The sequence below is a fragment of the Rhizobium sp. WYCCWR 11146 genome, assembly GCF_013591995.1.
Classification (GTDB): domain Bacteria; phylum Pseudomonadota; class Alphaproteobacteria; order Rhizobiales; family Rhizobiaceae; genus Rhizobium; species Rhizobium indicum.
This window is the reverse complement of record NZ_JACCEY010000037.1, coordinates 30,934-51,624: the sequence shown is the minus strand read 5'-3', so window position 1 is coordinate 51,624 and position 20,691 is coordinate 30,934. Positions and strand designations below refer to the sequence as shown.

The window sequence follows — 20,691 nt, the reverse complement described above, 5'->3', positions numbered from 1 at the left end:
TAAACCATTTGTTAAGGTTAACGCAGGCCCCGCCCCCTGTGGATGAGCCAGGTATCAGCCGTAGACGCCACGCACGATGCGCTTCAGCGCCGTTGCCGCCTTCTCCCAGTCCTTGGGTGTTTTCAGCGACAGGCCGGCGCACTGCCCGCCGGCTGCGGCGGCGAGCACAAGGTGCTGGATCGCGGCGATGACGACGGCGTTGACGGCTGCCGCATCCACCCCCTTCGGCGGCGCCAGCGAGCCGCGCATGCGCTCGAGCCACAAGGCGAGCGCCTTCGAACGCGCCTCGGACAAGCGCCTCACCTGCTCGGTGTTTTCCGATATCTCCCAGGCGAGGATGCGGCGCATCAGCGGATCGTTTCTCAAGGCGTCGAGGAGTAGAAGCGACAGCCGCTCCATCAGGTCGCCATAGGTGAGCAGGAACATGCCGCCGGCGTCTTCCGGAATGCGATCCTTCACCCATGTGCCGAGATCGGCGCCGATCGCCTCGACCAAACCGTCGAGGCCGCCATAGTAACGATAGATCAGCTGCTTGTCGCAACCGGCGCGGCGGGCGACCGCATTGATGCCGAAGTTCTGGAAGCCTTCCTCGGCGAGCAGCCCCTTGGCGGCGGCAAGGATGGCGCGCTCGGTGGCGCCGCGATCCCGCACCCGCCGTTCCGGCCCCTCGCCGGTCCCGGGTGAATTTTCAAGATTTACGGCTTCATTCAGCATGATCGACCCTTCCCCACTGTCACCAATCGGTGAGTAGCGGGGAGGCTGCACGCAATCAATCCTATCCCTTTGGGAAGATTGTGGATATTCCAGCCGGACCGTTGATTGTCCGTCGAACGGATGCGGAAGGCTGCACATTGGGCGGATCGGATCCGCTCAGAAATCTCGTCCTGGCGGTTGATCGTGATGGACGAACCCGGCATAGCTACATTATGAACAAATCTAACAATCTCCGCTAAGGCCCTGCAATGGTGAACTATATCGAAGCCTCTACTGCGCCCCCGAAGAATACGGGCGCCATCCGGCTTTATGACGCGCAAGCATTCGAGGGCATGCGCAAGGCATGCCAGCTGACCGCGCGCTGCCTCGATGCGCTTGCCGACATCGTCAAGCCCGGCCTGCTGACCGATGAGATCGACAGGTTCGTCTTCGATTTCGGCATGGATCACGGCGCCTATCCGGCCACGCTGAACTATCGCGGCTATACCAAATCGACCTGCACCTCGATCAACCATGTCGTCTGCCATGGCATTCCGAACGACAAGCCGCTGCGCGACGGCGATATCGTCAATATCGACGTCACCTTCGTGCTCGACGGCTGGCACGGCGATTCCAGCCGGATGTATCCCGTCGGCGTCGTCAAGCGTGCTGCCGAGCGGCTGCTCGAGGTCACCTATGAATCGCTGATGCGCGGCATTGCAGCCGTCAGGCCTGGCGCCCGCACCGGCGCGATCGGCGAGGCGATCCAGACCTATGCAGAGGCCGAGCGCTGTTCGGTGGTGCGCGATTTCTGCGGCCATGGTGTCGGCAGGCTGTTCCACGATTCGCCGAATATCCTGCATTACGGTCGCGCCAACGAGGGGCCGGAGCTGCGCGAAGGCATGATCTTCACCATCGAGCCGATGATCAACCTCGGCCGACCGCATGTGAAGGTGCTGGCCGACGGCTGGACGGCAGTCACCCGCGACCGCTCGCTGTCGGCGCAGTACGAACATACCGTCGGCGTCACCTCCGATGGCTGCGAGATCTTCACGCTGTCGCCGGGTGGGCTCGACCGCCCCGGCCTGCCGTCGCACAACGGGTGACGATCCGATGGCGAAGGGGCCTGTTTCGACATCTTCCGACGACGAGCTGCCTTTCGAGACGCGAGAGCCGATTGCCGCCGACGAACGTTCGTTCTTTGCAGGCCAGCCGCGAAATCCGTCCGCGCCGAATGCCAGGGCCGCCCTGCCCGCCTCGCTTGCCGGCCAAGAGCATTATCACGGCCATCGCGAGCGGTTGCGTGACCGCTTCCGGGAGCTCGGCGACACCGCGCTGGCCGACTACGAAATCCTCGAACTGCTGCTTTTCCGCCTGATCCCGCGGCGCGACACCAAGCCGATCGCCAAGGCACTGATCGAGCGGTTCGGCTCGCTCTCCGGCGTCTTCGGTGCGCCTCAGGCGCTGCTGATGGAGGTCAAGGGCGTCGGCGAGGCCGTGGCGCTCGACCTGAAGCTGATCTCGACTGTCGCCCACCGGACGCTGAAGAGCGAACTCAGGAGCAAACAGGTCCTGTCCTCGTGGTCTTCGGTCATCCAATATTGCCATGCCGCCATGGCGCACGAGACCCGCGAACAGTTCCGCATCCTTTTCCTCGACAAGCGCAATGTGCTGATCGCCGACGAGGTGCAGGGCCGCGGTACGGTCGACCATACGCCGGTCTATCCGCGCGAGGTGGTCAAACGCGCGCTCGAGCTTTCGGCAACGGCGATGATCCTGGTGCACAACCACCCCTCCGGCGACCCGACGCCATCGCGCGCCGACATCGACATGACGAAGGTGATCATCGATGCCGCCAAGGCGCTCGATATCACCGTCCACGACCACGTCATCATCGGTAGGGACGGCCATGTCAGCCTGAAGGGGCTGAAGCTGATCTGAACAAACTCACGAGTATGATCGCCGACGAGATGCAGCCCCGGCGCGTCGACCATGCCCCGGTCCATCCCGCGAGAAGACTGAGGAATGCTGGAGTTGACAGCAGTCGGTGGTGCGGGATTGTATGCAGTCGTGCACCACCACAGCCTGGACAATGCCCGCCCGAATACCGAGAAGATGAAGCTCCATGACGATCCGCAGCGGTAACACCGATCGATCGACCCGGCTCTGCCGCGACGTGCTCTGCCTCGATGACTTTGAAAAAAAGGCGCGGCGACATCTGCCAAAGCCCCTGTTCGGTTATATCGCAGGCGCAACCGAGACCAATGCGTCGCTACGGCATAACGCAGAGGCTTTCCAGGCCTATGCCTTCCGGCCTCGTGTCCTTCGGGACGTATCGAAACGCAGCACCGAGACGAGCCTCTTCGGCAAGACCCATGCCGCGCCATTCGGCATCGCGCCGATGGGTATCAGCGCGCTGATGGCCTATCGAGGTGACATCGTGCTTGCGCAAGGAGCGGATCAGTCGGGAATCCCGATGATCATAAGCGGTTCATCACTTATCCCCTTGGAAGAGATCGCTGCAGTTTCGCCGCAAGCATGGTTTCAGGCCTATCTCCCCGGCGAACCCGACCGTATCGACGCTCTCATCGATCGCGTCGGCGCGGCCGGTTTGCGCACGCTTCTGCTGACCGTGGACACAGCCACACTGCCAAATCGTGAAAACAATGTAAGGGCCGGATTTTCGACGCCTCTGCGTCCCGGTCTCCGCCTGGCGTGGCAGGGCATCTCGCACCCGCGCTGGACCACCGGCACATTCCTGCGGACGATCGTCCGGCACGGCATTCCGCATTTTGAAAATTCCTATGCCACGAGAGGCGCCCCGATCATCTCCTCGAACGTCACGCGCGATTTCGGCAGGCGCGACCATCTCAACTGGAACCATCTGGAGCGGATACGCAACAGGTGGTCCGGCAAACTCGTGGTCAAGGGGATCATGCATCCTGACGACGCGGCGCGGGCTGTCGACACCGGAGCGGATGGCGTGATCGTCTCCAACCATGGCGGCCGCCAGCTCGACGGCACCGCATCTCCCCTTCAGGTCCTTCCGGAGATTGCGTCCCGTGTTGGAGACAGCGTTGCCGTCATGGTCGATGGCGGTTTCAGGCGTGGAACGGACATCATGAAGGCCCTCGCACTCGGGGCCTGTTTCGTGTTCGTGGGCAGGCCGTTCCTTTATGCCGCAGCCGTCGCGGGCCTACCGGGTGTGCTCAAGGCGGCCGATATCCTGAAGACGGAACTGCATAGCAATATGGCGTTGCTCGGCGTCACCAAGGTGGGCGATATTTCCGCGGACTACATCACCCGTGCATGAAAAGTCGTCGAGCCACAGAGCATGGCAAGCGCCTCTGCCGGTGTTCGTCAGCTACGACCCATGGTGTAAAGCTGTTTCTCGCAGGGCTCACTTGCCCGAAAAAGCACCCGTCAGGACCAATCAGGTGGCCGTAAAACAATCTGTAACATTGACCGGCTAACGATGGACGGGCGACATTTTGCGTCGCAATATGATTCCTTTCCAATCCGGGGCTTGATGATGCTTCAGTACGATCTCGTTGTGGTGGGCAGCGGTCCCGCAGGGCGCCGTGGCGCGATCCAGGCGGCAAAACTCGGCAAGAAAGTGCTTGTCATCGAGCAGGGCAAACGCGTCGGCGGCGTATCCGTGCATACCGGCACCATCCCTTCCAAAACGCTGCGCGAGACTGCGCTTAATCTTTCCGGCTGGCGCGAACGCGGCTTCTACGGCCGGTCTTACCGCGTCAAGGAAGAGATCAGTGCAGATGACCTGCGGCGTCGCCTGCTGATTACGCTCAACCACGAGGTCGAGGTGCTGGAACACCAGTTCGCCCGCAACCGCGTGCAGCATATTCGCGGCAAGGCGAGCTTCATCGATGCGTCGACGCTGCAGGTGATCAAGGATGACGGCGAGACCACGCAGGTCACCGCCGCCAGCGTGCTGCTCGCCGTCGGCACAAAACCGTTCCGCCCCGATTACATGCCCTTCGACGGCAAGACCGTTCTCGACAGCGACGAACTGCTCGACATCCAGGATCTGCCGCGATCGATGGTCGTCATCGGCGCCGGCGTCATCGGCATCGAATATGCGACGATCTTCAGCGCGCTCGACACGGCCGTCACCGTCATCGACCCGAAGACGACAATGCTCGACTTCATCGACAAGGAAATCATCGAGGATTTTACCTATCAGCTGCGCGACCGCAACATGAAGCTGCTGCTCGGCCAGAAGGCCGACAAGGTGGAGAGGCTCGAAAACGGCAAGGTCGAACTGACGCTCGACAGTGGCCGGCGCCTGACGACCGACATGGTGCTTTTCGCCGCCGGCCGCATGGGGGCGACTGATGCGCTGAACCTTCAGGCGATCGGCCTCGAAGCCGACAGCCGCGGCCGTCTCAAGGTCAATCCGGAAACCTTCCAGACATCGGTTGCCAACATCTATGCCGCCGGCGATGTCGTCGGCTTTCCGAGCCTTGCCTCGACCTCGATGGAACAGGGCCGCATCGCCGCCCGCGTCGCGGTCGGCGCGGTCGCCAAGGAGCCGCCGAAATATTTCCCCTATGGCATCTATGCCGTGCCGGAGATTTCGACCTGCGGCCTGACTGAAGAAGAGATGAAGGAGCGCGGTATTCCCTATGAATGCGGCATTGCCCGCTTCCGCGAGACGTCGCGCGGTCATATCATGGGCCTCGACACCGGGCTTCTGAAGCTGATCTTCTCGCTGAAGACCCGCCGCCTGCTCGGCGTGCATATCGTCGGCGAAGGCGCCACCGAGCTGGTGCATATCGGCCAGGCGGTGCTCAACCTCAAGGGCACGGTCGAATATTTCGTCGAGAACACCTTCAACTATCCGACGCTCGCCGAAGCCTACAAGATCGCCGGCCTCGATGCCTGGAACCGGATGGGCGACATCAAGTCGGAACTCTAAAATCCGTCGCGTCGTCGAGGGAACGGCCGTCTCAGTCCGGCCACCAAAACGGAGCCGAATGACATTGCGCATCATCTCGCTGAACGCATGGGGCGGCAGGCTTCATGAGGCGCTGATTGAATATGTGACGGCGGCCGATCCGGATGCGCTGTGCCTGCAGGAGGTTTTGCGCGCACCCGGTACCCACTCGGGCTGGTCGGTCTATCGGGACGGCGATGTCGAGCTGCCGCAGCGCTTCAATCTCTTTACCGAGATCAGCACCGCCCTGCCCGGCCACGACGGCTTCTTCTGCCCGACATCGAGAGGCGAACTCTTCGACGGCGATAGCGCCATTGTCGCCGAATTCGGGCTGGCGACCTTCGTGCGCAAAACGCATTCCGTCATCGCCCAAGGGCTGGGCTTCGTGCATGGCCGTTTTTCCGCTGATGGCTGGGGCGAGCATCCTCGACCGCGAAACGCCCACTGCATCCGTCTCTTCAGCCATGAGTGCGCTTCTACCGTGACCATCGCCCACATGCATGGCCTGCGCGATCCCGCAGGCAAGGGCGACACACCAGCGCGCGACGAGCAGGCCGCGGCGCTAGTCGGGCTCATCGAGCGGGTCTGGCCCGGTGACGAAGGGCTCATCGTCTGCGGCGATTTCAACGTGCTGCCTGATAGCGCAACCTTTGCGATTCTCGCCAGACTCGGGCTTTCCGACCTCGTCACCGGAAGCGGCCTTGTAGACACGCGAACCTCCTACTATCTGAAGCAGGGCCGCTTTGCCGACTACATGCTGGTGACGCCAGGGGTGAAGGTTGCCAAATTCGAGGTGGTCGCGGCGCCCGAAGTCTCCGACCATCGCGCATTGCTGCTCGATATCGGGTAGTATATTGAGGAATAATACACTTCGCGAAGCGTTTGCGCGCCGTGCCGTTTTTTTACGCCTTAGTTCGACCTCCTAAATCGCATTGATATGTGGTGCCTGATAGCTGCCTTCAACGCCATTTTGCCTTCGGGCAAAAGCTTCTAAAGAAAGATAGATACTCTTGTCCCATGTCTTGGAAGTTGCGCGCAGACGTTTTCAGCTGATCTTGATCAAGCCGTCGCATTATGACGATGACGGCTACGTCATCCGCTGGTGGCGGGCGATGATCCCCTCCAATTCGCTTGCGGCGCTCTACGGCATTGCCGCCGAATGTGCCGAGCGCAAGGTGCTCGGCGACGATACGGCCATCGACATCACTGTGATCGACGAGACCAATACGCGGATCGATGTCGCCGGACTGCTGGCGCAGTTCAAGCGTCACGACAATTTCGGCATGATTTCGCTCGTCGGCGTCCAGACCAACCAGTATCCGCGCGCCCTCGATATCGCCCGTCCCTTCCGCGATGCCGGCCTGCCGGTTTCGATCGGCGGCTTCCATGTTTCCGGCTGCCTGTCGATGCTGGATGGCAAGGCCGTCGGGCTTGACGCCTGCCGCGACATGGGCATCTCGATGTTTGCCGGCGAAGCCGAGGGCCGGCTCGACATGGTGCTGCGCGACGCCGCCGCCGGCGAGCTGAAGCCGCTCTATAATTTCATGAACGACCTTCCCGGTATCGGCGGCACGCCGGTTCCCTTCCTGCCGAAGGACAATATCCAGCGCACGCTCGGACTCAGCACCAGCTTCGATGCCGGACGTGGCTGTCCCTATCAGTGCTCGTTCTGCACCATCATCAACGTACAGGGACGCAAGTCGCGCTTCCGCTCGGCCGACGACGTCGAAAAGCTGGTGCGGATGAACTGGGCGCAGGGCATCCACAAATTCTTCATCACCGACGACAATTTCGCCCGCAACAAGGATTGGGAAGCGATCTTCGACCGGCTGATCGAGCTCAAGGAGCGGGACGGCATTCCGCTCGGCCTGATGATCCAGGTCGACACGCTCTGCCACAAGATCCCTAATTTCATCGAGAAATCCCGGCGCGCCGGCGTTACTCGCGTCTTCATCGGCCTCGAAAACGTCAATCCGGACAATCTGACCGCCGCGAAGAAAAACCAGAACAAGATCACCGAATACCGCAAGATGCTGCTCGCCTGGAAGGCACAGGGCATCATGACGCTCGCCGGCTATATCCTGGGCTTCCCCGCCGATACGCCGGAATCGATCCGCCGCGACATCACGATCATCCAGGAAGAGTTGCCGCTCGACGTCATCGAATTCTTCATCCTGACGCCACTGCCCGGCTCCGAGGATCATCAGGTCCTGTGGAAGAAGGGCGTCGAGATGGATGCCGATCTCAACATCTACGATGTCGAGCATGTCTGCACGGCGCATCCGAAGATGAGCAAGCAGGGATGGGAAGACATCTACCACGAGGCCTGGGCGCTCTATTATTCGCCTGATCATATGAAGACGCTGCTGCGCCGCGCCGTGGCGACCGGGGTACCGCTGGCAAGGCTCGTCAAGGTTCTCGTCTCCTTCGCGACCACTGTGCCGCTGGAAAACGTGCACCCGCTGCAAAGCGGCCTGCTGCGCCTGAAGACGCCGTCGGAGCGGCGCCCGGACCTGCCGCGCGAGAATCCGCTGGTCTTCTGGCCGCGCTTTGCCTGGGAAACCTTCAGCAAACATGCTTCACTCGCAGGCACGATCATTGGCCTGACGATTTCGGCATTCCTGATTTCAAGAGATGCGAAGTCGAAGACCTATATGGATCAGGCCCTGACGCCTGTCGCCGACGACGAAGAGGAAACGCTCCACCTCTTCACACAGACCGCCGGCGGCGCCGCAGCCGTCAGCCATGTCAGGAAAGTCGCGCAACTGACCGCGCATTGAGCGGTAATTCTTGAACGGCGGCTGGCAGCATCAAACTCTAAGCCAATGCATGTCGCTAAAGCGCGTCGCATGAATCAAGTTTGAGAACGCGCTTTGAAGGCTCCGACTTTGGTGGCCGTTTAAGCGACTTGGATCATCTTGGTCGTCTCGGCCACTTGCAGTGTGTCGACGAATTCGACGATCTTGACCGGTTTCCCATCTCGGAAATGGATCTTGTCGACGAATTCCGTATGGAAGCTCACGCCCGATGGGATGTGCCTGACCTCGCCTTCGCGGTGGGCAAAGACCATATGCTCATCCTCGTCCACATAGATGCCGGCTGTCCTGATATTCGATAGATCCCACACTGTGATAAGCTGGGTTATCGCCTGGCGAAAAGAATCCCCGCTTGATTCAGTCGAAAAAGGCGCCAGCCGGGTATTGCCGACCATGCGAAAGGTGCAATGCTCACCGATCAGCGCCAGCGTAGCTTCGACATCGCCACGGTCACGCACAGCATAGATTTCCTCCACGAGCTTCTTCATGTCGTGCTTTGCGGTCATTTTCAGGTCCCTCCACCATCAGCGAAATCTGCATCTAATTATACTTTAATGCAACTCTTTGTTGTTCCGGATAAATAAACACAATGGAGTAGGCGTTCGAGAATAAACTGACCTGACAAATAGAAAAAGGCCCCGCACGATGGCGAGGCCCTTCCAAACTTCAGAACCGAAAAGCGATTATTCGGCGCTTTCGTCAGCCGCCTTCTTCTTCGGAGCAGCCTTCTTCTTCGGTGCGGCTTCTTCGCCTTCACCGGCGTCAGTTGCTTCGGCCTTGGCGGCAGCCTTCTTCTTCGGTGCTGCCTTCTTGGTTTCGGCCTTCGCTTCGCCTTCTTCCTCGGCGAGCAGCTCTTCCTTGGTCACCTTCTTGTCGGTGACGTCGATTTCGGTCAGCAGGTGATCGATGACCTTCTCTTCGAAGATCGGCGCGCGGATCGAAGCGGCGGCACCCGGCTGGCTGCGGAAGAATTCGAGGATCTGCTTTTCCTGGCCCGGATACTGGCGCAGCTGATCGTAGATGGCGCGCTGCATCTCGTCTTCGCTGACTTCGACGCCGGCCTTTTCGCCGATTTCGGAGAGAACGAGACCGAGGCGAACGCGGCGCTCAGCGAGCGTCTTGTATTCCTCGCGAGCCTTCTCCTCGGTCGTGTCTTCATCCTCGAAGGTCTTGCCGGACTGGGCGAGGTCGTTGTTCACCTGGCTCCAGATGCCGTTATATTCGGCGTCGACGAGCGAGTTCGGGGTCTCGAACTTGTACATCTCGTCAAGCTGGTCGAGGATCTGACGCTTCAGCTTCTGGCGGGTCAGCGAGCCGTACTGCGATTCGATCTGGCCACGGACGATTTCCTTCAGACGGTCGGCCGATTCGATGCCGAGCTTGGAGGCGAGTTCGTCGTTGATCTCGACATCGGCAGGTGCGGCGACTTCCTTGACTGACACGTCGAAGGTCGCTTCCTTGCCGGCGAGGTTCTTGGCCGGGTAGTCGGCCGGGAACGTCACGGTGATGGTCTTCTCGGCGCCGGCCTTGACGCCGACGAGCTGGTCTTCGAAGCCCGGAATGAAGCGGCCGGAGCCGAGCACAAGTTCGGCGCCCTGGTCGGTGCCGCCCTCGAAGGCTTCACCGTCGACCTTGCCGACGTAATCCATGGTGATGCGGTCGCCATTGGCGGCCTTGCCGGTCTTGGTTTCGTAAGCGCGGGCGCTTTCGGCGACCTTCAGGACCTGCTCGTTGACTTCGTCGTCCGAGATGTCGATGACTTCGCGCGTGACCTTGATGCCCTTGACTGACTTCAGTTCGATCGGCGGCAGCACTTCATAGGAGAGCGTGAATTCGAAATCCTGCTCGGCTGCGAGGATCTTGTCGGCTTCGTCCTTGTCTTCCGTCATGGCGATTTCCGGCTGCGTGGCCGACTTCTCGCCGCGGCTGGACAGGATGGCTGCCGGCTGCTCGCGGACGATCTCGTTGACGAGGTCGGCCATGATCGACTTGCCGTAGACCTTCTTCAGGTGAGCAGCGGGTACCTTGCCCGGACGGAAGCCGTTGATGCGAACTTTGTCCTTCACATCGGCAAGACGCTCATTCATCTTGTCTTGCATGTCCTTGGCCGGGATAACGACCTTGATTTCGCGCTTCAGCCCTTCAGCGAGCGTTTCGATAACCTGCATGTCTTCCTACCTTCATTTCGTGGCGGCCGTGCCCAGACGCCGTTCGTTTCGATGAGCACGACGCCGGCGATCCTGCCGCGCGTGGCTTTTCCCAATTCCATATCATTCCGCCCAAAGCGGAATGGCACTCGCGGGCTATTCGGGACAACTCTCAATTGTTCTGGAACAACCGATTCTTAGTCTCCCGCCTGCAAACAGCTTGGTGCGGGTAGAGAGACTTGAACTCCCACGCCTTGCGGCACCAGAACCTAAATCTGGCGTGTCTACCGATTTCACCATACCCGCGTTCACAAAACCGCATGCCTATGCCTGCGCATGAGGCCTTCCGGAGCGCGGCGTCTCTATATCACCCGATTTGGTCGAGGCAAAGGAAAAATGAACGGCAAATGACAGGGGATTTGCAGCCCCGGAACCGCCCTGCCCCGAAGTGTGACCGGATCAGTAGAGCGGCTCGTCGTAAACCGGCTTGCCGTCAACGAGAAGGCTGCGGATCTGTGCGCTTCCATCAGGGGAAACACGCACTGCGATGGCGACGTTGCCGTCATTGCGGGCCTCCTCGATCGGCTTGCCCTCGCCTTCAGGAACGTAGTAGCGCTCGATGCCGTATTCGACACGCATGCTGTCGCCGGCGGCAAGTCCGCCACTATAAAACGGCTGGCTGCGCAGGATGACGGACTCCGGCTGCGGAGGCATTTCGTGAAAGGACGATTCGGTCACCGTCCAGAAACCGTCCTCCTGCTTCTTCAACCGGACCCACAACACCCGTTCGCCGGCCTCGGCCGGAATGCCGCCGGAAACCGTCTGCACCGGCACCGAGGAAATGTCGTAGTTCAAAACGACATAGTCGCCGCGCAGGAAATCGCGCGGATCGACGGGCGCCGTCTTCAGCAGCACCTCGGCGCCATCGCTGAGGATCGACGCCCGGCTCTGGATGATCGTGCCGAGGATAAGGGTCTGCAGACCGGCGACAATGATCGCCGAAAAGAGATAACCCTTGCCGGATTGCAGCTGTGCCATGAACGAGTTCATGCCCGCTCCCCCTGTACATTCGCCGAAAAACGCCGCTCAAGACGGATGACCATCCAGGCGACCAGCGCGACCACGAGACCGGAGAACAGGAAGAGGCTCGACGTGCCGAGGATCGAGCCGACGGTGACGGAGGCGAGATAGAGCATCTCCGCGGCAAAGGTCGCGTAGGCGAGATATCGCACCGCGCCATTGTCCCTGCCACGCAGGACGATCGCCAGCACGGAAGCGGCAAGCGTCGCCACCCCGAGCACCACCAGCCCCCAGCCATCCTCGATCTCGATATGCAGCAGCAGGAAGCCGATTACGGCGACGAGGAAGCTGTAGAAGGCAGGAGCCGCACCGGCGGTTCTGACTAAGGAGGCAATAGGCCTGGGGGGCAAGGCCGTCAGGACGAAGGCCGCCATGCCGCCGATTGCAAAGGCAAGCGCCACGGCGATCTCCTCATAAAGAGTATAGAGCCAGGCAAGCCAGCCGATCAGCAGCAGGTAGGCCAGGTGGCGGGCCCGCTCGGCGCCGGTATACCGCACCAGCCCGATGACGATCACCGCCATGACCGGCGCCATCCAGGGATCGAGACCGATCCAATGCGTGTCGTTATTCTCAAGATAGACGGCGAAGGACGCCCAGGAGAGGAAGCCGGCGACGACGGTTACGGCGGCTGAACGGAATAGGATCGCCGAGACCGTCGCAATCGCGAACCACAGATACATCACCGTCTGCTCGTCGCCGGAGAGGTGATACATCTGCCCGACCAGCGAGATGGCGCCGCCGAAACTCATCGCGCCGATGACCAGCAAGCCGCCTGCGGCGGCTGTCGCACCGCGGGCAAGCATCCGGGCGGCGGCGATATGCACCACCCAGATCAGGGCAAGAATGCCCCCCACGCGCACCAGGCGCGGGATGGCCTCCCAGTTGGAGGCGACGACCAGCAGGATGGCAGCTGCAAGCAGCACCGCTGCCAGCGCCATCAGCACCCGGCCGAGGCTGAAGCTTGCCGGGCGGCTGTCATATTCGGCGAGAAGCGCTCCTGCTGTTTCCTGCCCGAGCAGGCCCTTGCCCACCCAGAGCGAGAGATCCCGCTCCAATCTGCCGCGATACATGCTCAACCCCTCAATTTCCGCAACGTCGACTGCGGCGCTGCAGCTCACGCCGTTATAGACGCAGCACGGGTGTTCGCAAACGCTCTTGCGACAAATATACAAGTTCCTCATTGGTCTAAATAGTATCGAGTGTTAACCGGCCGCTAACGTCATAAGCGCTAATATAAGCCTATGAACGGAGAGGTATGCAATTTTCGCATATCCCCCATGAATTTATTGCACTGCACAATACTCATTAGTCATACTATTGATCAATGCATCGAAGCACGGGGATGGCGCCCCGGCCCGGCATTAGCCGGACGCCCGCGGATGCCTTGTCCGTGACGAGATTCGCAGCTGCGCACTCCTCCTCCCAGCGCGCTGCGATAGACTGACAACACTCCTCCTCCCAGTTGTCAGTCACCATAACACGCCCGCCGGATCCTCCCCCGGCGGGCGTTTTTGTTTAGCCAAGGCTTCATTAAAGCCTTGGCAGTGAGAGGATTTTCGTCGCATGGCGCCGTCATGCCACATTGTCGTCACGCCGCCCCACCAACTCCGGGAAGGGGTGGGCGACGTCCAATCCGCAGCGGAACGCCTCTTTGCAGCGGACGCACAGGCGGAATCACCGGGGACGCAGCGTTTTCTGCTGGCACCCATTCGCCCCTCCAAATCGAACTGCTTTCCCAAAAGTCATTCTGCCTATTCGTTGATCAAAAAATGGTAAGTCTGCGTCAAATACCCTTTGAGCATTGCATGCCTCGCATAGGTGATCTGAAAACTTGTCTGTTTTAGTCTTTCGCGTCGCAACATATATTCCAGTCATCAAATAGAGGTCAGCGCCGATCGGTGGCTGCTGGCGGATGAAACCCTCGGAAAGGGGCTTAACATGAACTTCTCTCGCTCTTTCAATAACTGGCGCAAGTATCGTCAGACCGTCACGGAACTCGGCCGCATGACCAACCGCGAATTGCACGATCTCGGCATCGACCGTTCGGACATCCATCGCGTTGCCCGTGAGGCTTCTCACCGCTAATTCAGGCGATCCGCTGCTCCTCCCAAGCAGGATTGTTCTCGATTTAAACGCCCGCTGTACCCGCAGCGGGCGTTTTCTTTTGTCTGCATGGGGCTGTCGCGGCGGTTGCAGCTTTTTCCCACTTGTTAGCCCGCTCAAAAAATATCCTCTGCTTAATTGAAGAGCATCATAGTGCACAATTGCATGGCAGACGCCTTTTATTTGCACTGCACAATCGGACGGTTCTCGCCTATATAAACATCAACCGCAGAGAGACAGGCGATCCCGCCGTCCCGCGGACATAGGAAGAAGACAATGAACCCGATCCGCATTGCAAGAAGCTGGCTCAGCTACCGTCGTACGCTCAATGAACTCGGTGGCCTTTCGAACCAGACCCTGTCCGATATCGGCGTCAGCCGCTACGACATCCGGAATATCGCATCCCGCTCGTTCCGCTAATAGCGAGTACGATGCTTCCAAGACGGCGCCCAAGGGCGCCGTTTTTGATTCCAGGGTGTTGGATCGCACCTGCCGACATGATATCAGCCCGGAATGAACACGATCTCCTCCCATTCCCCTATCCACGTCGTCGGCGGCGGGCTTGCCGGTTCGGAAGCCGCCTGGCAAATCGCCAGTTCCGGCGTTCCGGTCATCCTGCATGAAATGCGCGGGGTGCGCGGCACGGATGCGCACAAGACCGACGGCCTCGCCGAACTCGTCTGCTCCAACTCCTTCCGGTCCGACGATGCGACCAGCAATGCCGTCGGCGTCATCCATGCCGAGATGCGTATGGCGGGCTCGCTGATCATGGCCGCTGCCGACCGGTGCCAGGTACCGGCCGGTGGTGCGCTCGCCGTCGATCGCGATGGCTTCTCCGAGGCGGTGACCAAAGCGGTCCTTGACCACCCGCTTATCACCGTCGTGCGTGAAGAGGTCACCGGCCTGCCGCCAAAGGATTGGGATCTTGCCATCGTCGCCACCGGACCGTTGACGGCGCCGTCGCTTGCAAGCGCCATCCAGACGGAAACCGGCGAGGATTCGCTGGCCTTCTTCGACGCCATCGCGCCGATCGTCTATCGCGAGAGCATCGACATGGATATCTGCTGGTATCAGTCGCGCTACGACAAGGTCGGACCCGGCGGCACCGGCAAGGATTACATCAACTGCCCGATGGACGAGGCGCAGTACAATGCCTTCGTCGACGCGCTGATCGCGGGCGACACGGTCGGCTTCAAGGAATGGGAGGGCACGCCTTATTTCGACGGCTGCCTGCCGATCGAGGTGATGGCCGAACGCGGCCGCGAGACGCTGCGCCACGGACCGATGAAGCCGATGGGGCTGACGAACGCGCATAATCCGACGGTCAAGGCCTATGCCGTAGTGCAGCTGCGGCAGGACAATGCGCTCGGCACGCTCTACAATATGGTCGGCTTCCAGACGAAGCTGAAATATGGCGCGCAGGCGGATATCTTCCGAATGATCCCGGGTCTGGAAAATGCGGAATTTGCCCGTCTCGGCGGTCTGCACCGCAACACCTATATCAACTCCCCCACCCTGCTCGATCCGTCGTTGACGCTGAAATCGCGGCCCGGCCTGCGCTTTGCCGGCCAGATCACCGGCTGTGAGGGTTATGTGGAAAGCGCCAGCGTCGGGCTGATGGCCGGGCGTTTCGCCGCCGCCGAACGCAAGGGCGAGGCGATTTCGCTACCGCCGGCGACGACGGCGCTCGGCTCACTGCTCGGCCATATCACCGGCGGGCACCTCGTCACCGACGAGGAGCCGGGCAAACGATCGTTCCAGCCGATGAACATCAATTTCGGGCTGTTTCCGGAGCTCCAGCCGGGTTCGATCGTCAAGCCCGAAGGCGTCAAGCGCTTCCGCGGCAAGGACAAGACGATCATGAAGCGGCAGCTGATCGCACGGCGCGCGCTTGCCGACTGCGCGGCCTGGCTCGGTCAAGAATCGACGCTTGCCGAAAGCGCCTGACCGGCGTTTTCAAGCGCGTCGCATCGCGCATGCGACCGCTTGACGTCTTTGCTTTTGTGCATGTCGTCCTCCCAAACCGATGCACACTTTTGAGCGACATGCACTACTGCTTGTTCGCCGCCGAAATATTGCCGGGCGGCAGGTCCTTATCCGGCTCGGCGATATAATTGCCGAGCAGCCAGAGCGAAACCTCCGAGGCTTCCTTGGCGGAAGCGAATTCGAAATCGCCGTTGTGATGGGGTGCATCGAGGAAGTCGATCACCAGTCCCCTGCCCGTTTCAGAGCCGACGACGCGCACCCGACCCGGCTCGATCACGTGGCAGGAGAAATGGCGCGACATGTTGCGCATGAAGCCGGCCTTGTTGTCGTGCAGGCGCACAAAGACGGCCTGGCCGTTTTCCGTCGCCTGCAGCTGGCGGATCGCCTCGTTCGGAAAGGCACGGCCGAACTCGATGATGGCGAGGCCCGTGTCATGCAGGCCATCTTCCTTGTTCTGTGCGGCCATGCGCGTTGCCACGAAAGCAAAGAAAATGACGATCGCGAAAAGGACGCACCAGACGATAATGCCCACGCCGAGTCTCCGTTCAAAGGGTAGCGGTGGAAGCCTTGTAACGCGCGAGACTTGCGCGAATTTGACCGATATCAGATTTTTCGGCGTGCGGCAGCCAGCCCCATCCGCAGCTGGCGGCGCCATTGCGGCGGCTGCAGCGGCCGGTCGAGCAGCAAGGCGCCGCGTTTCTGCGCCTTGACGAGCACCGGTTCGGCAAGCGTCGCCGGCAGGAAGGCTGGAAAGACGGTCGGCGCAATCGGGCCCGCCGCCCTCGCCTTTGCCAGATGTTCGCGACCGAGGCCGGCAAAAGCCTCGATGGCGGCAGAGATGCGCGGCCTGTCTTCGCCGACGAGGAAGGCATCGCGGTCGAGACCGGTGGCGGTAAGGATCTGCAGCGGAATATAGATCTGGCCGCGGCGGCGATGAAGCGGCATCAGGAGCAACAGCCCGGCGACCGCCTGGGCGACGCCGGCATGGCCGGCAGCGTCGGCCGAGCGTGCGGCCTCCTTCGGCGAAAGCACCAGGCTTGCGAGCTGAATCAGCGCCGATGCCGTTTCGCCGGCATAGCCTTCAAGCGAAAGACGTGTCTCCATCGGATCGTCATAGAGATCAAAGGTACGGGCCTCAATCATGTCGATCAGCGTCTTGCGTGGCAGGCGGTGCGTTTCGATGGCGATCAGAAGGGCTGCGGCGACGGGATTGGCCGCCGTCGAGCCGTGCGCGCTGCCTTCCAGAAGATCGTGCCAATATTGCAGCCGCACCTCACCGGGCAAGGGCTCGTGGACGAGATCGCGGATGCGGGCAAGCTCGGCATTGAAGGCGTAAAGAGCTGCAAGCGCGCCGCGCTTTTCCTCCGGTGACAGCAGACAGGCGAGATAGCGGTCGCGATCGCTGTCACGCAGCATCGCCAGGCAGATATCCTGGTTGGTCGCAATATGCGCTTCAGTCATCGTCAGACCGCAATCAACGCCGCGGCGACGGCACGCTGCTCTGCGAGCATAATATTGAAGGTGCGCACTGCAGCCCCGGTGCTCATCGGATCGGAGGAGATGCCGCGCGACTTCAGCGCCAGCCTCAATTCCTCGGGCAGACGGCGAAGCTCGGTTCCGGTACCGACGAGCAGAACCTCGATATCAGCGGCCTCATCCAGCACCCGGCGAAAATTTTCAGGCGACAGCGGTTTCGACATGTCCATGTCCCAGCCATGAATGCCGGAGGGCAGGCAAAGGATCGAGCCGCGATGCGACATGTCGGCAAAACGAAAGCCGCCATTGCCGTATGCATCGATCGGAGCACGCCCGGGGAAATGTGCGGCGCGGATTTCTATGCCTTTTGCCATGTTTTCAAACCACCGTGCCGGATTTTACACCCGCATCCGTCTTGTTGCTCTCTTCCCCGTCGGGAGCCTCCGGCCGCAGCCGGAAGACGATCAAGACAGGAGCGGCGATATAGATCGAAGAGAAGGTACCGAGAGCGACGCCGAAGAGCATCGCAAAGGTGAAGGAACGGATGACTTCACCGCCGAAGAGAAAGAGCGCCAGCAAGGCGATCAACGTCGTCGCCGCGGTCAGAACGGTGCGCGACAGCGTCTGATTGATCGAAGCATCGATCAGGATCGGCAGCGGCATCTTCTTGTATCGCTTCAGATTCTCGCGCATTCGGTCGTAGACCACGACCGTATCGTTCAGGGAATAACCGACGATGGTCAGCACGGCGGCGATGCTCGTCAGGTTGAACTCGATGCCTGATAGCACGAAGAGACCGAGCATGATGATGACGTCGTGCAGCGTGGCAATGATGGCGCCGACCGCGAATTGCCATTCGAAACGGATCCAGATGTAGATGAGGATAGCCGCAAGTGCCGCAAGCACGCCGAGCGTCGCCATCATCGTCAATTCGCCCGAGATGGCGGGACCGACGACCTCGACGCGGCGAAAATCATAATCTTCCTGGAGCTCGCCGCGCACCAGCGTCGCCGCCGACTGCTCGGCATTTTCGCCGCCACCCTGGGAAGCGATGCGGATCCGCGCGTTCGACGGCCCGCCGGTGCGCTCGACACTGATCTCACCGAGATTGAGATCATTGAGGCGGGCGTTGAGATCGGCGATGTCGGCATTGCCCTGCTTTGCCGTCACCTCGATGAGCGAGCCGCCGGTGAAATCAATGCCGAGATGCAGGCCGACGGTGGCAAAGGCGGCCATGGCGATCAGCGAGATGACCGCCGACGCCGTAAAGACATAACGGCGGATCCCCATGAAGCGGATATTGGCGTGTTCGAAAAGATGCGTCAGCACGCTCTTCGGCAGATGCCGGGGATGGCGCCTTCTCAACCAGATGGCAACGATCGAGCGCGTCAGCGTGAAAGCCGTGAAAACGGTCGTCAGGATGCCGACGGCAAGCGTCACCGCGAAACCGCGGATGGATTCGCTGCCGAGAAAGAAGAGGATGATGGCGGCGATGAAGATCGTCACATTGGCGTCGACGATCGTTGCGAATGCGCGCGAGAAACCGCGACCGACGGCCTCCGCAAAGGAATGGGTGGTTTTTTCCTCTTCGCGGATTCGCTCATAGATCAGAACGTTCGAATCGACCGCCATGCCGACGATCAGCACGATACCGGCAATCCCTGGCAAGGTGAGCGTCGCGCCGATAAGGCTGAGCACCGCGACGATGAGGATCAGGTTGAGGAAGAGCGATGCGACGGCGATGATGCCGAGGATGCGATAGAGCGCGATCATCAGTGCCGCGACCAATACCACGGCGACGAGGCCGGCGACGAGGCCGTTGAAGATAGAATCGGCGCCGAATCTCGGGCTGACGCTGCGTTCCTCAACGCTGGTGAGCGTCGCCGGCAAGGCGCCGGCCCGTAGCATGATCGCAAGGTCGCGGACGCCATCCTCGGAGAAGTTTGCCGAAATCCGGCCCTCGCCGCCGGTGATCGCTGCATCGATGACCGGTGATGACATCACCTGGTCGTCAAAGACGATGGCAAGGTGCTTGCCGATATTCTGCCCTGTCGTCTGCGCCAGCCGCTGCGTGCCTTCGGCATCGAGACGGTAGGCGATCGAGGTATCCTGCGTCTGTTGATCGACGACAGGCTCGATATCGACCATGTTGCTGCCGGTGATGAAAGCCGTGCGGTCGACGAGATACGGTACCGGCGGATCGTCAAGCGAATAGAGCACCTGCGATGTCGCCGGCCAGCGGCCGTTCAGCGCCTCCTGCCCCGACATGCTTTCGTCGATCAGATGAAAGGAAAGCTTGGCCGGCTGGTTGAGGATATTCTTCAGCCGCTCCGCATCGATTGATCCCAGCACCTGCACGACGATGCGGTCGGCGCCATCGGGGCGAACGAGGAAATTATCATTGCCCAATCCGGCGATGCGGCGGCCAACGATATCGAGCGAGCGGGTCCGGGCGGAAGCGACGTCAGCAGTAATGCCGGCGTCGGAAATCTGCAGCGAGAGCTGCCCCTGGTCGCCCTGCTGCAGCGCGACCTCAGGTCCCGAATGACCGCCAGCCGTCGTCAGAGGCTTCAGGAGATCGACCGCCGCCTGTGTCTGGGCCGCATCGGTGATCCGCACGGTAACGGTCTGGTCATTGCCGGTGAGCCCAGTATAGCGGATGCCGGCGCCGCGCAGCGCGTTGCGCACATTGGCGACCGCCTCTTCCAGGCGGCCCCTGACGATATCGGAACGCTCGACCTTTAGAACGATATGCGAGCCGCCCTGCAGGTCGAGACCAAGCACTACGCGGTCGTGCCGCAACCAGTCCGGCAGGGAGGATCGCTGCGCCTCGGTCAGCAGATTGGGCGCAGCGATGACGATGGCCGCAAACGCGGCCAGCCAAATCAGAAGTGTTTTCCAGCGGGAAAAATGCAACATTCTCTCGACGATCTTCCGATCCGGCGGTCCTGCCGTTATCGCTTGTTACGCCGCGTCGGCCTTGACCGGTTCACCCTTGACGCGAATTTCGGAGATGCCGCTGCGGACGATGCGCACGCGCACGCCGTCGGCGATCTCGACTTCGACTTCCTTTTCGTCGATCACCTTGGTGACCTTGCCGACGAGGCCGCCACCGGTGACGACCTGGTCGCCGCGACGGATCGCCTTCAGGGTCTCCTCACGCTTTTTTGCCTGTGCGCGCTGCGGACGGATCAGCAGGAAGTACCAGACGACCATCAGCGGCACGAACAGGATGATCATTTCGAAACCGGAGCCGCCGAATCCCGTTGCGGTATCGGTCGCGCTCTGGGCGAATGCCGGGGTGATGAACATGCTAAACTCCTCAGGCTTGGGCGGCGGAACTCCGCCTCTCTTTTCAGGTTGCCGGACTATAGTTACGGCTTCGATGAATGCAACAGAAACAGCCGGAAACCGTACCGATTCCGCTGCCTCA

At 60.9% G+C, this 20,691-nt stretch carries 19 protein-coding genes and 1 tRNA gene; 9 read left to right on the top strand and 11 right to left on the bottom strand.

Translation table 11 applies throughout. From position 1 onward, the window contains the following. Positions 1-54: 54 nt before the first annotated feature. On the bottom strand, positions 55-714 hold the full coding sequence (locus HX899_RS27815; RefSeq protein ID WP_065279742.1) for a TetR/AcrR family transcriptional regulator: 660 nt from the start codon (positions 712-714) through the stop codon (positions 55-57). Positions 715-962: 248 nt separating this feature from the next. Here HX899_RS27815 and map point away from each other — a divergent pair, with 248 nt between their 5' ends. The 6 genes from map (at position 963) to HX899_RS27785 (ending at position 8,430) form a co-directional block, all read left to right on the top strand. Continuing rightward, positions 963-1,799: a type I methionyl aminopeptidase gene (gene map, locus HX899_RS27810; protein ID WP_062944698.1), complete on the top strand. Its 837-nt coding sequence runs from the start codon at positions 963-965 to the stop codon at positions 1,797-1,799. A gap of 7 nt (positions 1,800-1,806) precedes the next feature. After that, positions 1,807-2,634 carry a DNA repair protein RadC gene (gene radC / locus HX899_RS27805; protein ID WP_181293891.1) on the top strand — a complete coding sequence of 276 codons (828 nt, stop codon included), beginning with the start codon at positions 1,807-1,809 and terminating at the stop codon, positions 2,632-2,634. Positions 2,635-2,818: 184 nt separating this feature from the next. Next, positions 2,819-4,006: an alpha-hydroxy acid oxidase gene (locus HX899_RS27800; RefSeq protein WP_181293890.1), complete on the top strand. Its 1,188-nt coding sequence runs from the start codon at positions 2,819-2,821 to the stop codon at positions 4,004-4,006. Positions 4,007-4,225: 219 nt separating this feature from the next. After that, entirely contained in the window at positions 4,226-5,632 is a 1,407-nt protein-coding gene (gene sthA, locus HX899_RS27795; RefSeq protein ID WP_181293889.1) for a Si-specific NAD(P)(+) transhydrogenase, read from the top strand. A gap of 58 nt (positions 5,633-5,690) precedes the next feature. Continuing rightward, positions 5,691-6,500, top strand: coding sequence for an endonuclease/exonuclease/phosphatase family protein (locus tag HX899_RS27790; protein WP_181293888.1), 810 nt, complete (start codon positions 5,691-5,693; stop codon positions 6,498-6,500). A gap of 160 nt (positions 6,501-6,660) precedes the next feature. Next, a complete protein-coding gene (locus HX899_RS27785; RefSeq protein WP_181293887.1) occupies positions 6,661-8,430 on the top strand; it encodes a radical SAM protein in 1,770 nt (589 codons plus the stop codon). Between the two features lie 119 nt (positions 8,431-8,549). On the opposite strand, the gene HX899_RS27780 is transcribed toward HX899_RS27785, so the two are convergent. From HX899_RS27780 to HX899_RS27760, 5 genes are all read right to left on the bottom strand, one after another. After that, entirely contained in the window at positions 8,550-8,972 is a 423-nt protein-coding gene (locus HX899_RS27780) for a nuclear transport factor 2 family protein (RefSeq protein WP_138329798.1), read from the bottom strand. A gap of 177 nt (positions 8,973-9,149) precedes the next feature. After that, positions 9,150-10,634 carry a trigger factor gene (gene tig / locus HX899_RS27775; protein ID WP_138391107.1) on the bottom strand — a complete coding sequence of 495 codons (1,485 nt, stop codon included), beginning with the start codon at positions 10,632-10,634 and terminating at the stop codon, positions 9,150-9,152. 200 nt (positions 10,635-10,834) lie between these two features. Then, positions 10,835-10,919: transfer RNA gene (locus HX899_RS27770), tRNA-Leu, on the bottom strand. Positions 10,920-11,072: 153 nt separating this feature from the next. Further along, the gene (locus HX899_RS27765) at positions 11,073-11,663 is read right to left on the bottom strand and encodes a GDYXXLXY domain-containing protein (protein WP_181293886.1); all 591 of its coding nucleotides are present in this window, start codon (positions 11,661-11,663) and stop codon (positions 11,073-11,075) included. Next, positions 11,660-12,763: a DUF2157 domain-containing protein gene (locus tag HX899_RS27760; RefSeq protein WP_181293885.1), complete on the bottom strand. Its 1,104-nt coding sequence runs from the start codon at positions 12,761-12,763 to the stop codon at positions 11,660-11,662. Before HX899_RS27760 ends, HX899_RS27765 begins: the two co-directional genes overlap by 4 nt. 868 nt (positions 12,764-13,631) lie before the next feature. Here HX899_RS27760 and HX899_RS27755 point away from each other — a divergent pair. From HX899_RS27755 to trmFO, 3 genes are all read left to right on the top strand, one after another. Then, on the top strand, positions 13,632-13,778 hold the full coding sequence (locus HX899_RS27755; RefSeq protein WP_003539019.1) for a DUF1127 domain-containing protein: 147 nt from the start codon (positions 13,632-13,634) through the stop codon (positions 13,776-13,778). A gap of 294 nt (positions 13,779-14,072) precedes the next feature. After that, positions 14,073-14,216: a DUF1127 domain-containing protein gene (locus tag HX899_RS35620; RefSeq protein WP_003539017.1), complete on the top strand. Its 144-nt coding sequence runs from the start codon at positions 14,073-14,075 to the stop codon at positions 14,214-14,216. A gap of 93 nt (positions 14,217-14,309) precedes the next feature. After that, positions 14,310-15,743, top strand: coding sequence for a methylenetetrahydrofolate--tRNA-(uracil(54)-C(5))-methyltransferase (FADH(2)-oxidizing) TrmFO (gene trmFO / locus HX899_RS27745; protein WP_181293884.1), 1,434 nt, complete (start codon positions 14,310-14,312; stop codon positions 15,741-15,743). A gap of 103 nt (positions 15,744-15,846) precedes the next feature. Here trmFO and HX899_RS27740 read toward each other — a convergent pair whose 3' ends face one another. From HX899_RS27740 to yajC, 5 genes are all read right to left on the bottom strand, one after another. Next, the gene (locus HX899_RS27740; RefSeq protein ID WP_065279733.1) at positions 15,847-16,314 is read right to left on the bottom strand and encodes a hypothetical protein; all 468 of its coding nucleotides are present in this window, start codon (positions 16,312-16,314) and stop codon (positions 15,847-15,849) included. Positions 16,315-16,385: 71 nt separating this feature from the next. Beyond that, entirely contained in the window at positions 16,386-17,243 is an 858-nt protein-coding gene (locus HX899_RS27735; protein ID WP_138391113.1) for a phytoene/squalene synthase family protein, read from the bottom strand. 2 nt (positions 17,244-17,245) lie between these two features. Then, the gene (locus HX899_RS27730) at positions 17,246-17,632 is read right to left on the bottom strand and encodes an Mth938-like domain-containing protein (protein WP_003539009.1); all 387 of its coding nucleotides are present in this window, start codon (positions 17,630-17,632) and stop codon (positions 17,246-17,248) included. Positions 17,633-17,636: 4 nt separating this feature from the next. Next, complete coding sequence (gene secDF, locus HX899_RS27725) at positions 17,637-20,177, bottom strand: protein translocase subunit SecDF (protein ID WP_181293883.1); 2,541 nt, start codon at positions 20,175-20,177, stop codon at positions 17,637-17,639. A 45-nt stretch (positions 20,178-20,222) separates the two neighbouring features. Beyond that, entirely contained in the window at positions 20,223-20,570 is a 348-nt protein-coding gene (yajC, locus tag HX899_RS27720) for a preprotein translocase subunit YajC (protein ID WP_003539006.1), read from the bottom strand. Positions 20,571-20,691 lie beyond the last annotated feature (121 nt).